The sequence below is a fragment of the Pseudomonas sp. genome (assembly GCF_030690725.1).
GTDB lineage: Bacteria > Pseudomonadota > Gammaproteobacteria > Pseudomonadales > Pseudomonadaceae > Aquipseudomonas.
This window is the reverse complement of sequence record NZ_JAUYGD010000052.1, coordinates 1-13377: the sequence shown is the minus strand read 5'-3', so window position 1 is coordinate 13377 and position 13377 is coordinate 1. Positions and strand designations below refer to the sequence as shown.

General features: G+C 56.2%; 9 protein-coding genes. 3 read left to right on the top strand and 6 right to left on the bottom strand.

The features are described 5' to 3' along the window. Positions 1-58 precede the first annotated feature (58 nt). Both Q8O69_RS12630 and Q8O69_RS12625 read right to left on the bottom strand, forming a co-directional pair. Positions 59-2557 carry an ABC transporter permease gene (locus Q8O69_RS12630; protein ID WP_305592619.1) on the bottom strand — a complete coding sequence of 833 codons (2499 nt, stop codon included), beginning with the start codon at positions 2555-2557 and terminating at the stop codon, positions 59-61. Further along, positions 2557-3240 (bottom strand): ABC transporter ATP-binding protein, encoded by a 684-nt coding sequence (locus Q8O69_RS12625; protein WP_305592617.1) that lies wholly within the window; start codon positions 3238-3240, stop codon positions 2557-2559. Before Q8O69_RS12625 ends, Q8O69_RS12630 begins: the two co-directional genes overlap by 1 nt. 10 nt (positions 3241-3250) lie before the next feature. On the opposite strand from Q8O69_RS12625, the gene Q8O69_RS12620 reads away from it, so the two are divergent. The 3 genes from Q8O69_RS12620 to Q8O69_RS12610 all read left to right on the top strand — a co-directional run bounded on the left by Q8O69_RS12620 (position 3251) and on the right by Q8O69_RS12610 (position 6797). Beyond that, complete coding sequence (locus Q8O69_RS12620) at positions 3251-3856, top strand: arylesterase (RefSeq protein WP_305592615.1); 606 nt, start codon at positions 3251-3253, stop codon at positions 3854-3856. Positions 3857-4173: 317 nt separating this feature from the next. Beyond that, a complete protein-coding gene (locus tag Q8O69_RS12615; protein ID WP_305592613.1) occupies positions 4174-5082 on the top strand; it encodes a hypothetical protein in 909 nt (302 codons plus the stop codon). A gap of 125 nt (positions 5083-5207) precedes the next feature. Beyond that, positions 5208-6797: an LA2681 family HEPN domain-containing protein gene (locus Q8O69_RS12610; protein ID WP_305592611.1), complete on the top strand. Its 1590-nt coding sequence runs from the start codon at positions 5208-5210 to the stop codon at positions 6795-6797. A 183-nt stretch (positions 6798-6980) separates the two neighbouring features. On the opposite strand, the gene Q8O69_RS12605 is transcribed toward Q8O69_RS12610, so the two are convergent. From Q8O69_RS12605 to Q8O69_RS12590, 4 genes are all read right to left on the bottom strand, one after another. Next, positions 6981-7592 (bottom strand): hypothetical protein, encoded by a 612-nt coding sequence (locus Q8O69_RS12605; protein ID WP_305592609.1) that lies wholly within the window; start codon positions 7590-7592, stop codon positions 6981-6983. A 54-nt stretch (positions 7593-7646) separates the two neighbouring features. Then, on the bottom strand, positions 7647-8183 hold the full coding sequence (locus Q8O69_RS12600) for a hypothetical protein (RefSeq protein ID WP_305592607.1): 537 nt from the start codon (positions 8181-8183) through the stop codon (positions 7647-7649). A gap of 262 nt (positions 8184-8445) precedes the next feature. After that, on the bottom strand, positions 8446-12501 hold the full coding sequence (locus tag Q8O69_RS12595) for a transglycosylase SLT domain-containing protein (RefSeq protein WP_305592605.1): 4056 nt from the start codon (positions 12499-12501) through the stop codon (positions 8446-8448). Between the two features lie 65 nt (positions 12502-12566). Further along, complete coding sequence (locus tag Q8O69_RS12590; protein ID WP_305592603.1) at positions 12567-13307, bottom strand: hypothetical protein; 741 nt, start codon at positions 13305-13307, stop codon at positions 12567-12569. Positions 13308-13377: the final 70 nt, after the last annotated feature.

The window sequence follows — 13377 nt, the reverse complement described above, 5'->3', positions numbered from 1 at the left end:
GCGGGGTGGGCGGTAGCGACTCATTAGTTCAGCTTGTTGGGAGTGGTGCGCGAGTCTATCAGCCCTCGCGCAGCACCGTCAGCGGGCTGATGGTTAGCGCCCTGCGCGTGCCGAGAACGCCTGCCGTGCCGACCAATAGCGCGCCGATCAAGGGCAGCAAGAGCAGCCAGGGATGTGGCTGCCAGGCGAGGTCGAAGGCAAAGCGATAGAGCAGGAAGCTGATCAGCTCGCAACCAAAGGCCGCTAGCAGGCCGCTGGATGCGCCAAGCAGGCCGAACTCGGCACGGCGCGCCTTGATCAACAGTTTGCGTTCGGCGCCCAGCGCGCGCAGTAGAGCGCCCTGGCGGATGCGTTCATCCAGCGTCGCTTGCAGCCCGGCGAACAATACGGCAAGGCCGGCGGCCAGGACGAATAGCAGAACAAACTCAATGGCCAGGGTGACCTGGGCAAGGATGCTGCGCAGCTGCGCGAGCAGCGCTTCGACCTGCAGCAGCGTTACGGCCGGGAAGGCGCGCGACAGTTCGACCAGTTGCTTTTCGTACTGCGGCGGCAGGTAGAAGCTGGTCAGGTAGGTGACCGGCAGATCCTGCAAGGTGCCGGGCTGGAAGATCATATAGAAGTTGGGCTGGAAGTTATTCCAGTCCACTTCGCGCAGGCTGCTGACCACCGCATCACGGTTAAGGCCGCCGACGCTGAAGCTCAAACGGTCGCCGAGTTTCAGTTGCAGGCTTTCGGCCAGTTCGGACTCCACCGATACGCCCGGCAATTCGCTGGTATTGGCATCCGTCCACCAACTGCCGGCGATGAGGTTGTTATCTGCAGGCAAATCCGCGGCCCAGGTCAGGCTCAGGTCGCGGCGAATTGCGCGCTCGCCCTGGGATTCCTTGCTGACGATCTGCCGCACGGGCTCGCCATTAATCATTACCAGGCGACCGGGCACCACAGGGAACAATGGTGTGGGGTGCGGTGATAGTTCATTAAGGCGAGTGGCGAAGGCGTCCTTGTCCGCCGGCAGGATATTCAGCGCGAAGTGATTGGGTGCATTCTCGGGCAGCTGATCCTGCCAGGTATCGAGCAGCTCGCCACGCAGCAAGGCAATCAGCGCCATGGCCAGAATGATCAGGCCAAACGCCAACGATTGTCCGGCAGCAGCCAGTGGATGACGCAGTAATTGGCCCAGCCCCAGCCGCCAGGGCAGCGAAGCGCCGGCCAGCATGCGGCGTAGGCTCTGTAGGCCGAGCAGCAACAGACCACCGAGCAGTAACGCGGTGACCAGGCCGCCGCCGAGCAGGGCGAACGTCAGCTGCAGATCAAGGCTCAAGCGCCACATGATCAGGCCCAGAGCCAGCAAGGCGGCGCCATACACCAGCCAGGAACTGGCCGGCACGGGCAGCAGGTCGCGGCGCAGTACCCGTAGCGGCGGCACACGGCCCAGCGCGGCCAGTGGCGGCAAGGCGAAGCCGGCCAGCGCCACAAGGCCGGTGGCCATGCCGGCCAGCGCTGGCCACAGGCTGCCAGGCGGAATCTGTGCCGGCAGCAAATCCTGCAGCAGGTTGAACAGCGCCAGCTGCGCCAGCCATCCCAGCAGTGCGCCGATCAGGCTGGCGGTTATCCCCAGCAGTGCCAATTGCAGACTGAACAGACCGAGTGCCTGGTTGCGCGACAGCCCCAGGCAGCGCAGCAACGCGCTGGAATCAAAACGGCGAGCGGCAAAGCGCGCCGCCGACAAGGCCACCGCAACCCCGGCCAGCAGCACGGCGGCCAGGCTAGCAAGGTTCAGATAGCGCTCGGCGCGGCCTAGGGCGCTGCCGACCTGACGATTGCCATCTTTGGCATCTTCCAGGCGCTGGTTGGGCGCAAGGGTGATGCCCTGACGATACTGCGCCAAGGCATCAGCCTCGCCGCGCCACAGCTCCTGATAACGCACGCGGCTGCCAGGTTGCACCACGCCGGTGGCGGCCAGGTCGTCCAGGTGCATCAGCAGGTGCGGCGTCAGGCTGTAGAAGTCGCCGGCTTCGTCCGGGAGAAAGGTCAATACGCGGGTCAGACGTAGGGTTTTCGCGCCGACTTCAACGCTGTCGCCGGGTTTGAGGTTAAGCGCGACAAACAGGCGGGCTTCGGCCCAGGCTTCACCGGGCTGTGGGCCGGCGCCGGTTTGTTCAACGTCATACAGTGCGGCGGCACTCTTCAGTTCACCGCGCAGTGGATAGGCGTTGTCCGCCGCTTTGATACTGGCCAGCTGAATGCCGGCATCGCTGGCGACCACGCTGGAAAATTCGACCAGCTGCGCGTGTTCCAATCCTAGTTGTTTGCCACTGCTGATCTGTTCCGGGGCACTGGGCGAGCTGCCCGTCAGGCGCAGGTCTGCGGCCAGAAATTCGGTGGCGCGCAGCAGCATGCCGTCGTTCAGGCGGGCGCTGAAGTAGCCGATGGCTGTGCTGGCGGCGACCGCAATCAGCAGGGCGAAAAACAGCACGCGCAGCTCGCCGGCGCGGGCATCGCGCAGCAACTGACGGCTAGCTAGAGAGAGCAGGCGGGTAAATGGAAGCTGTTTCATCAAGGTTCCACGTGGTCGACCAAATGGCCGCCTTCCAGGCGGATAAGGCGTTGGCAGCGGTGCGCCAGGCGCTCGTCGTGGGTGACCAATACCAGGGTCGCGCCGCGCTCCTTGTTCAGTTCGAACAGCAGGTCGCTGATGCGCTCACCGGTATGGCTGTCGAGGTTGCCGGTGGGCTCGTCGGCAAACAGCACTGCAGGCTCGGCGGCAAAGGCGCGGGCGATGGCCACGCGTTGCTGTTCACCGCCTGACAGCTGGCGTGGGTAATGGGTCAGGCGTTGGCCCAGACCGACGCGGTCGAGCAGGGTGCGGGCACGCTGGCGGGCGTCGGCATGGCCTTCAAGCTCCAGCGGTAGCATGACGTTTTCCAGGGCATTCAAACTGTCGAGCAACTGGAAGGACTGAAAGACAAAGCCGACGTGCTCGGCGCGCACGCGTGCACGCTGATCTTCATCGAGACTGGCCAGGTCGTTGCCAGCCAGTACAACGCTGCCGCTACTGGGCAGGTCGAGACCTGCGAGTAGGCCGAGTAGGGTGGACTTGCCCGAGCCGGAGCTGCCGACAATCGCCAGGCTGTCGCCAGATACCAGCTCCAGTGACAGATCATGGAGTATGGTTAGCTCGCCTTCCGTGCTGGGGACCACTTTGCTAAGGTTTCGCGCGGTGAGAATACTTGAGCTCATGGAGAATCCAATGCGTAAGTGGTTGATCGGTACTGCCCTGAGCCTGCTGCTGTGGGGGCCGGCGGCGTTCGCGGGTACCGTACTGGTCGTCGGCGATAGTATCAGCGCGGCTTTTGGCCTGGATACCCGACAGGGTTGGGTCGCCTTGCTGGAAAAACGCTTGGCGGAGGAGGGTTTTGACCATCGAGTGGTCAATGCTTCGATCAGTGGCGACACCAGTGCAGGCGGCGCCGCACGGCTGCCTGCGCTACTTACAGAGCATCAGCCGGAGCTGGTGATTATCGAGCTGGGTGGCAACGATGGCCTGCGTGGCCAGCCCCCTGCGCAATTGCAACAAAACCTTGCGGCCATGGTGCAAGCGTCGCAGCAAAAGGGGGCCAAGGTGCTGATATTGGGTATGCAACTGCCGCCCAATTACGGTGTGCGGTACACCACGGCGTTCGCTGCGGTGTTCCCTCAGGTGGCGCAGGAGTACGACACTGCCCTGGTGCCTTTCGTGCTGGAGGGCGTAGGTGGCGTGCCTGCGATGATGCAGAACGACGGCCTTCACCCTGCTGCCGTAGCGCAACCCAAGCTGCTGGATAACGTCTGGCCGACCCTGAAACCTTTGCTCTGATGCTGTCCTAATGAAGGTCAGGAGGTGGCATCTTAGCGGGTGCATCCCTGAGTGCGTCAACAGGTTTTTCTAACAAACGTTGAACATCTTTCTAACACTCAAGGGCTCTGGGACGGGTGTTTCGGGTGTGTCGTTGAGGGTGGGCATGGGGGTAAGCGGACTGAGTTTCCTATTGGTAAGGGGACTCAGATTTTTGGCCAGTTTTCTCATAGGTAGCTGAAGCAATTCAGTCGAAATGTAGCCGTGCAATTGACTTGTACTGTATTTAAAAACAGTATGGCATATAGCTACTTCATCACCTTATGAGGCAGAAGATCATGGACCAGAACTTCGATGTGATTGCTATTTATGAAGACCTCCTCGCGAGGCCGAACTTTCATAGCTCCCTCCCGTTTCATCCAAAAGCTACGCGCCGTTTCGGTGCCGTTGTGACGCCATACCGCTTTCTGGAGAAAATCCCTTGTGGCATTGAGTCATGCCATACCCCGCACTTTGCTGGCTACTTGATCACCACCAGCGATGGTCTGGAAACTGCTATTGGTAGCCATTGCGGTAAAACCCACTTCGGTATGACTTTTACGCGTGAGCGCCAGCGGGTGGATCAGGCTATAGCGAGGAAGCGCCGGATAGATGCAGTCACGGCCATGCTCAATGATATGCCCAGGCTTCTGGGACTGATTGAGGGGCTGGAAAAAGACTACAAGGACCTTCAGGACAAGAAGCAACGTTTGTTGGGGGCTGTGGATGCTGGTTTTTTCCCAATGCTGAAAGCGCGCGCGGATAGAGGTCAGAGCGAGATAACCAAAGAAGTTCCAATGACCAAGGCTGAGGCTGATGTGTTCTTTGAGACCTCGAACCGTAAAGCCAATGATGGGAAGGGATGGCCCACGAAGTCTGTACATTTAGCTAATCTGGACGGTCTGCTTTTTATCAAAGCACGCTTCAAGGATATGTTGGTTGTCAACTTAATCACCCCAATTCGTGATCTCAGCAAAACCCGCATATCAGAGATTGAAGGGATGAAGCCCCGACAACTTGCTGCAATGGCAAAGTGGGTAGGAGAAGTGCCTCAGGGTGTTTTGAAAGCCCAAGCGGTTGTTGAGGCTGGTCGTAGGTTCTTTACCGCTGAGAATATTGAAAAACTTGTACACCTTGGTGCTGATAGAAACACACTTTCCGCGATGATAAATGATCTCCAGGGAGAGATTTACCCAGCGACACCCTAAGCGTATTAAGTTGATCGAGTTATTCGCATGGATATGCTGAGTTTTCTTGGGTTTTATTTGTGGTTGGACTCTAAATAAATATAGGTCTAATTGCCGTTTAGCACCGCGACGGTTGAGGGTAGGCAGTGAAGGCGAATCTTATAAACCAAGAGCTTATTGAATTGTCACGCCTCGTTGGTTTTGGGGAGTTTCCTCAATGTTTTCCAAGGCTGATGACTCTTCTTCCTGAAATCGAAAATATGGCCGCTGGTGAACTGCGAGATGCTTTCATTGTTAATATTGCGGCTATACTTGTCGATTTAGGGTCGATGCAGCCAAATATAGTCTCTGCTGAGCAAGGTTTAAGGGTTTATGAGCAATACAGGGAAAGTATCGTAAAGGTAATAGGTGAGGCGGAGTACTACTATAATCTTAGTAATGCCAAGGTGAATTTTATTCGTGGGTTTGATCCGGCCGAGGTTACCTTTAAGTCAATTGAGAAGTTGATTGAAATAAAGTCTTTGCTTTGGAAGTCTATAAAGCATCACAAGCGAGAGGGTGAACAGGTGCCTCCGCAGGCTCTTGTGAATCTTGCTAATATCCTGAAAAGACAATTTAGACTGAGTGAGTCTTTGCACTTCTATGATCAGGTAATTGGTATTGGGTTAGATATTCCGCAGGCTTGGATTAATCGCTCAGAGACACTTATGTTGCTGAACCAAGTTTCGGGCTCATACACGTTGAAAATGATGCATGAAGTTAAGCGCGGCTACGAACAAGCTCTATTGTCACAAGAAATACCCACTCCTTGGAGGGCTTACTATCAGAGTCAAGTCAGCCTTCATGAGGAGAAGATTATAGGTGAGCGTCTTGATTTGGGAGTCGAGGCGGCTGACGATAGCGTCGATCAGCATGAGAGTCATTTGGAATTTGAAGCTCTTAGCGATATCCGAAAGTTTACATTAGCCAACCATCTTTCTCTGTCAGAACACGGCCTTTATTGCTCGTGTGCGGGTAGTTCCAGAGATAACCTTACGATCTTGACGCGCTCGGGCGTTTATGGGGACTTCATTCCTTCAATGGAAATGGTTTTAAATAGGCTGAAGTCTGAGTTCTCCCTGGCGAGGCGATTCTATTATGAATACCTCTACGAAAAAATAGACGAGGATGATGACCACGAGTCTTGCTACTCTGAGCTTTATAATGGTGAGTTGTTAGGGGTGGATGTAGAGAAACTACGAACTGCTTTTAGAATTTGTTTCGGCGTGTTGGACAAAATAGCCGCTGCGGTCTGTGATTTATATAAAGTTCATCCTGAAAGTAAGATGGTGTATTTTCAAAGTTTTTGGCAATTAGACAGTGGAGGGCGGCGAGCAATGTTTGAGGATATTAAAAATCCAGGGCTGCTTTCCCTTTACAGCTTGGCTTCCGATCTTAATGATCGCAAAGATGGAGAGTTGGCTTTTTTCAAGCAGTGGAGGAATGATTTAGAGCATAAGTTTATTGTCATATATGAGTCTAAAGGTCAGGAGGATGTTTATGATTCGTATAAGGTTAGTGGTGATGTTATTAAGGTGAGCGAGTCGGAGTTTGTTGATAATCTTCGACAGCTTCTTCAGCTTACGAGGTCAGCAATATTTTCTTTTGTGTTTTGTGTGCGAGAGAAAGGGGTTCAGGAAAAAAGTGATGATTCCATTTATTCTTCAATAGTAATAAACCGCAAGGACTATTTTTGAAAATGAAATCATCGGTTATTTGCGAATAGTTTAAGAGATGACCGTTTCCTAAGTAGGGTTGTTTACCTTCTGATTGTCTCTGTTAGCTGCTTGCGTGATTAGTGCTACTCACGACCTTGCTTATGCGCTTTGGCGGCCTGAGCATTGATCCTGCGGTTTAGCCGTTGGCGTTTATCTGAGCGCTCAATTAGACGGTGCATTCCCGCCGCCATTCTTTTTGGCTGCCAATGCTGCTTCCCTGGCTTCCCCTACGTTGGTCGTACCGCCTCCCTTGCCAAACTGACCACCCGAGGCGCTATAGGCCCCCATGCCAGCAGATGCAACATTCAACGCACTGGCCAGCTTGGAGGTGCGGATTAGCGGTGCCATAGATTTCAGTTGAGACTTTGTGTTTTCCACGTTGCCCAGTTGGTTCGCAAAGATGCTCTGGTAGTCCCGCTGGTAGTTATCCACTACGGACATCTTTTCGCGGGAGGACTCAGCATCAGTGACGCGCTTGATGCGGTCCATGGAGTTGCCTGAAAGGTTGGACTCGCCGATTGCCGCTGCGACCATGCCCTGGTTCCGTAAGGACTTAAGGTTGATCTCGGTAATCTGCTGGTTGGCCTGCTCGGCCTTGTCCTTGGCCTGCAAGGTGAGGTCGGCATTCGAGATGTTCATTTGCTTGATCATTTCGATCTGAGACTTACGCTTTGCGTCCTCGGCCTGCCCTTGAGCTTTAGCCTTGTCGTGCTCGCCCATCGCAGCACCTGCTACAGCCACTACAGCCATAGCGATGGATACTGGTTCACACATGGCTCATCTCCTTCGAGCACTTGATGGTTTTACGGTGAGGTGTGGCAATCATGGTCAGCACCACTCTCGGCCTTGCTTGTGAGCCTTAGTGGCCTCGGCATTGATCCTACGGCTTACCCGCCGGTGCTCCTGCTGCGCAGGGCTTAAGGTGCGGCCTTTGGAGAGACCTCGGAGAATGCTGTTCCGCTCTTGGTTCTCGGTAAGAATCCGCTCCAGTATTGTCGCGCTATGCCGGTGCCCTGACTCGTGCATGACCTTCGCCACCGCATGTGCGACTTCAGGGTTCTCAAGGACCGCCTCGAAGGCATCGAACACCATGTCCTTAAATTCCGGCGAGACCCACGCTGCATACTCGATGGTTGCTCGTTTTGTTGCCCAAGAAGCTGCCCCGTTGGAGCTGTGCAAATTCTGCATAGCTTCGAGTCGCTTGGCCTCCTTGGTTCGCCATTGGCCCGGAGACTTCTTCGGGTCCAACTTCAAAGCACGCCATACCTCAGTCAGATTCCACTGACCTGCCGCATTGGCCTTGAAGGGGTGACCTTCGATCACAATGACGTGTCCAGCATGCTTGTGCTTAATATCGATATTCATATTGTCGTTTTTCCTTTCGATTGCTCCCCGAGTTCGCTCCCAACGGCCAGCACACAGACCCACGACAATGGGACTGGCAGTCGGCACGAGGAGCAATCGGAAAGACTGTGTTGATGGAGTGCCCAGCGATGGGTGAGGGGAGTGGTCAATGAAGATGATCAGCCCACGAAGGAACCGACCATCTCACTGAGTCACCAAGAGAAGGCAGGGAGGAAGACTTTAAGAAGTAACCTTAAGTCCCCCTCCCTTAAAGTGAGGGTTTTTAACGAGCCCGGTCTACGCCCTGGTCCTCAGCAAGGCGTTGCATCAGGCTTTGGCTTAGTGGGTCATTTGGGACGAACTGCCGCAGAGCATTCCAGAGACCCGTCATGTGGCCCTGCTTGTCGGCTCTGGGTTGATCTCCCATAAGGTTGATCGCGGAGTAGCCAGCTTGGACCCCATGTGCTGCGACGTTAGCCGCTGGGATTTGCTCTGCTACGCCCCCAACGAAACCGCTAACGAGGTCGGACTGGAGCGGGTTGTACTTGATCGCTCGGCCTGCCTGCTGCTCTCGCTTTTCTCGCGGGAGAATAGAGGTCCGCAACATGGCCGCCTGATCGAACCCCAGAGGTGCGCTGATGAAGTTCGCCACGCCGAGCGGAGCACCTACATGGGAACTCCTTGAGATCGCCGCATAGGCCATCATGCTTGGGCTCAGCGCCTTCTCCAGATACTTCTCACGGGCTCGTTCAGGCAGTCCCAGGGCTTTCGTGTGGGCACTTGCGGCATAGAACGCTGTGGCCAAACCCACCGAGACAAGCACTTGCATGGTCTGATCGAGAACTTGCCCATTGCGGGTTGCCTCCATCCATCCACGGGCCATGCGGCCATTGAGACTCCTCAGGACAAACATCTTGAACTGAAGGGCCATCGCCCATCCCGCCCCGTACTGCTTGGAGGGCGCAAAGGACATCTTGTGGGGACGCAGCATGGATTCATCAGCTACACGATCCCCGAGCCGGTAGAGGTCCATAGAGCGGACATCCGAGGCCAGCCCTTCGGGGTTCTGAATGCGCCACTTGCCAGACTTGCGGTCCTGCTTGAAGTGGGCCTTGATCAGGTCCTGAATCCCCTTGAATTGCTCAGGGGACACCGAGGCAGAGCGCAGACGCTCAGGGCTGAACAGGTCAGTCACCTTGCCATTCAGGGTGTGGTCGATAAGGTCCACGAGGGCACCCTGGCGGCCAGCATCCATGAGGTAGTTGCCGGACTCCCTGAGTAACCAAGTGAACGGTGAGCGAGCCGAGAGTTCCTGGGTGGCGTACTTAACGCTCCCTGCGGCCTGAGCGCCTATCTCACTGCTGTTCTGGCGAAGGTTATCCACGATGTCCTGGCGCTCTGGCCGAATGAGATCGTCCAGTTCCCGTCCGAACAGCAAGCCGTGCATCTGCTTGATGTCCTCGGGTGCCAGCTTAGCCTTAGCCGTGGTCCACTGCTTGAGCAACGGGACACCCTTCAGGAGCATCCGCTGGTGACCCTTAACGATCAACGAAGCGGCCTCAGTGATGTTCTGAGCGCCCATGTAGGCGTTCTTCGTCATAAAGCCAACATCGTTCAGGGACCGAGCGAAGGTCGCCCAGACACCATCAGGGTCTCTACGAGCACGCCCGGTGAACATCTTGATCGCATCGAGTAGAGCGTCAGTCTCCAGTGTGTCCTTACCTGGGCCTGCCTTTTGGCGCATCCCGTTGACGAGGTTCTTCAGCTCCTGCGTGGACTTCCCGGTGCCACCCATAATGGCGATGTCACCGTTCACCCTGCGGTCGTACTGCGGGACCACCCGGAGGAGGTTGAAGTCCCTCAGGTCGTTCACAGAGAACATCCCGCCGTCAGGCGCTTGGACCTGCATATCGGAGTCGAACAGGTTCCGCGCTTCGAGGTAGTCGTTGTTCTCCAGGCCAGCGCCGTCCTTCAGGTGCTCCTCTACAAGCGAGTTAGCCGTGAAGCGGTCGGAGTTGCTGATGCCATAAGCCTTATCGTTGGCGTACTTCTCAACGGCCTCCCGAAGCTGCTCCGGGGTCATCGGCTTGGCATCGGGCTTGCCCTTGTTGGCCTTATCGAAGCCTTCCTGAATCATCTTGTCCACCCGCTGGCGAACATGAGGGCGGGACATATAGGAAGCCATCCACGAGTGAGCGATTGCCTGTTGCAAGCCTTCCTCACCACCGAACCGCTGGATTGCCTGAGCCTTCGCCGCAGAGCTGTAGCGCTGAGGGAAGTACGTGGAAAAGTGCCGAGTGTCCTCCAGTAGGGCCTTCGCCCGGAGGTCTCCGAACTGCGCCGGGTTGCTGATGTAGTCCCACTTTTGGTTCATGTGGGTTCGCAGTTCTTCCAGTAGCTTCATCTCCGGGGGCGACAACTTGGCCGTCTGCTGGGACTCCAGGGCTTCCACTACGCGCCGACTGATCAGCTCGTGCTTAGCACCCTTGGACATCCGCTGGCCACGCCAGAATGGGTCCTTCAGGGCCTCATCGAAGCTCTCGGCCAGCTTGTTGTGGACCACGTTGTCCTGGCTGCGCAGTCGCTCCGAGATGTCCGAGACAGTCGCTCCGAACTTTCCGTTGGAGCCATCCTGATACCCAGTGGAAGACCTGAAGAGGTCAGCCGCCAGAGAGCGCCTTTCAGGGTTCTCCGATGAGCCGAGGCGTAGGCCGATCTCTGTAATGTCTCCGAGGTGAACGCCCCACGCTGCTCGGTCGTCACCCTTATGCAGCTCAGTGAACTCCTCGATGGTCTTCGGGTTTATCGGACTGCCACCACTGTGGATTGAACCGTCCAGGGTGCGAGCTGCGTCCGGGTCCCACGGAACATCCAGATAATCCCCGGAGGCGCTTCGCTTGACCTCTTCACCTTCACGGAAGGGCATTGCTGCGGGGTCTTCATCCAGGCCCTTCAGACGCGCTTGTTCGCGGCTTTGTAGGCGTTGGGTTGTGCCATTTAGAAGGGACTGGAGGTCATGTGGGGCCATGAAGTCAATCGGAGCAAACTCAGGGGCATCTACGGGTGCCAAGATGTCATCCGTTAGGTCCCACGATGCGCGGCTATCAGGACGAGCCCCGAGGAGCCCATTGAGCGTACCGCCGAAGGCAGCGCCTCCAGCGATAGCCATCCCCAGGTGTTCCTCACGGCCAGACACCTTGGCGGCGCTGTGCTCTGATAGACCACCGATGGCACCACCCGCAATGGCACCACCAAACAGGCGCGCTCCCAGGTTGCCCGCTGCACCCTTAGCGGGATTCACGAGGGAATATGGATCGCCAAGGGCAGAACCGAGGCCGCCAACAAGGGCAGCACCCATGCGATCACCCTGGGTACTTTCGCCCATCTTCTGGTTCTCCATAGCGAGAGCCAGGTTCTGATCGAAGTTGCGGCGATAGCCACGGAGGACCACATCGTAATACTGAGGGTCCAGGCCAGAGGAACGCAGCTTGTCGTAGTCCTCATCCTGCCAGTCACTGAGCCGCCCAAGGTCGAACGGATCGTTGAACAGGTCCTGAACCACCGTGTAGGTCTGCATAAAGTCAGCTTCAGGCGGGGCCTCGTTAACAGCGCGAATCATCATGCCGAGCACTGAGGTCTTGAGTTCCACGGAGGCGTTGTTGCCAGCCCCCTCGAAGAACCCTTGGTCTTCATCACTGGTTTTCCCGGTGGTTTCGTAAAGCTCCTGGGCAAACGGTGTTGCCTTCGGTGCTACGTCCTGACCGGCCAAATCGAAGGAGGCGAAGGTGTCGGGGACATTCCCTGGGACAGCCTTGGGTGTTGCTTCAATGCCAGCGGGAGCCTCAAACCCGCCGCTTGGCTTTACGAAGGAATCCAGCTCAGCCTTCTTGCCGGTGTTGGTGACATCCATGAGAGCCTGCATGTAGCCCAGGCCCTCCTCGGAGACCCCGGTGAAGTCCCCACGGTCATACGCTTCGAGCTGCTTACGGCCCACTCGGCCCCCGCCCTGGTTGTACAGAAGGAGGGCTTTGAGTTCGTCGCCACCAGCGATCTTGATGTTGTCACGCATGTGCCGAGCGGCTGCGTCGATGGATTTCTCTGGGTTGTAGAAGTCCTCATCCCGCTCCAGGCCGTAGGCAAGCCCGGTGGCCTTAGTGAACTGCCCGAGACCGCGAGGCCCTGTAGGGCTTTTGGCGTTAGGGTTGAACGAGGATTCCTTAAAGAGCTGCTTGTGCAGGAGGTCGTAGGAGACCCCGTGGTTCGCCGCTGCGGTCTGAATCAGGGAGTCGTAAGGACCCCCTTCGGCTTTGATCTTGGCGTAGTCGTTGGGCTGTTGCATGGTTCACCTCCTGAGGACGTTGTGTGTCTTTCAGTGAGGGGATTTGCGCGATGCGGCTAAGTTACTTAAAAGAAAGAGTTAATAGCCCACTCAGGGACCAACATATCGCTCATTGACTCAAAGCGAGTCGGTTCTTCCCCAGGCTTCGGCCTATTAATCGTGAAGTGGCCCTGACTTTTATCCTCCCGAATGGAAAGACCTCTCGGGTCCAGCGTGAGCATGAAATTAGGATCGGGGATTTCTTGAATTACTGGATGACTACGGTATTGCCCCTGAGGGTCATCTACCATCTTGGCGAGAGAGTCAACGGTATCTCGAAGATAGTCGCTGCTGCGAACAACTTGTAAGGAAGTTCCTGCTGATGTTATTCCCCCGCCGGGCCCCATATATATTTTACCGTTATGCTCGGTGAACGTGGTAATTCCTGCCTCTCGTAGTTGGCTAATATCAGAGGAAGAGAATTTATTCCCTTCATTACCGCCAAGGATTCCTTTTAGCTCATATTGTTCAATGTAGCGCGGCCAGGAGTCAGCCATCGTTGCAAAGAGGTCAGTGTTGGCGAACCCTGCACGGTCGGGGTGAGGAAGTACGTCTATCACAGCTGCTACGTTTCCGCCGATCAAGCAGAAGGCAAGGTAATCTGCGGGCTTGGAGAAGAATTGCCCAGGCGGGATTGGCTCGTTGCTTAGGTGGAAGTGCAGAATATTCCAGTCTGCGTAGAGAAGATCAGTCCGGGCGTGTTTCTTTAGTCCGCTGGTATCGTTGCGAAGAGTTAAGCTGTTGGCGCTGATGGAAAATTGACCCACCCTGCCGATTGAAATTTGACCCAGGGCGGATTGCTGATTTTGTTACCAGCAACTGTGGATAAGTCTACCA

Coding starts and splice junctions, on each gene's coding strand:
- Q8O69_RS12605 (WP_305592609.1), bottom strand. CDS start 7,592: ATGTGTGAACCAGTATCCATCGCTATGGCTGTAGTGGCTGTAGCAGGT.
- Q8O69_RS12620 (WP_305592615.1), top strand. CDS start 3,251: ATGCGTAAGTGGTTGATCGGTACTGCCCTGAGCCTGCTGCTGTGGGGG.
- Q8O69_RS12630 (WP_305592619.1), bottom strand. CDS start 2,557: ATGAAACAGCTTCCATTTACCCGCCTGCTCTCTCTAGCTAGCCGTCAG.
- Q8O69_RS12600 (WP_305592607.1), bottom strand. CDS start 8,183: ATGAATATCGATATTAAGCACAAGCATGCTGGACACGTCATTGTGATC.
- Q8O69_RS12615 (WP_305592613.1), top strand. CDS start 4,174: ATGGACCAGAACTTCGATGTGATTGCTATTTATGAAGACCTCCTCGCG.
- Q8O69_RS12595 (WP_305592605.1), bottom strand. CDS start 12,501: ATGCAACAGCCCAACGACTACGCCAAGATCAAAGCCGAAGGGGGTCCT.
- Q8O69_RS12625 (WP_305592617.1), bottom strand. CDS start 3,240: ATGAGCTCAAGTATTCTCACCGCGCGAAACCTTAGCAAAGTGGTCCCC.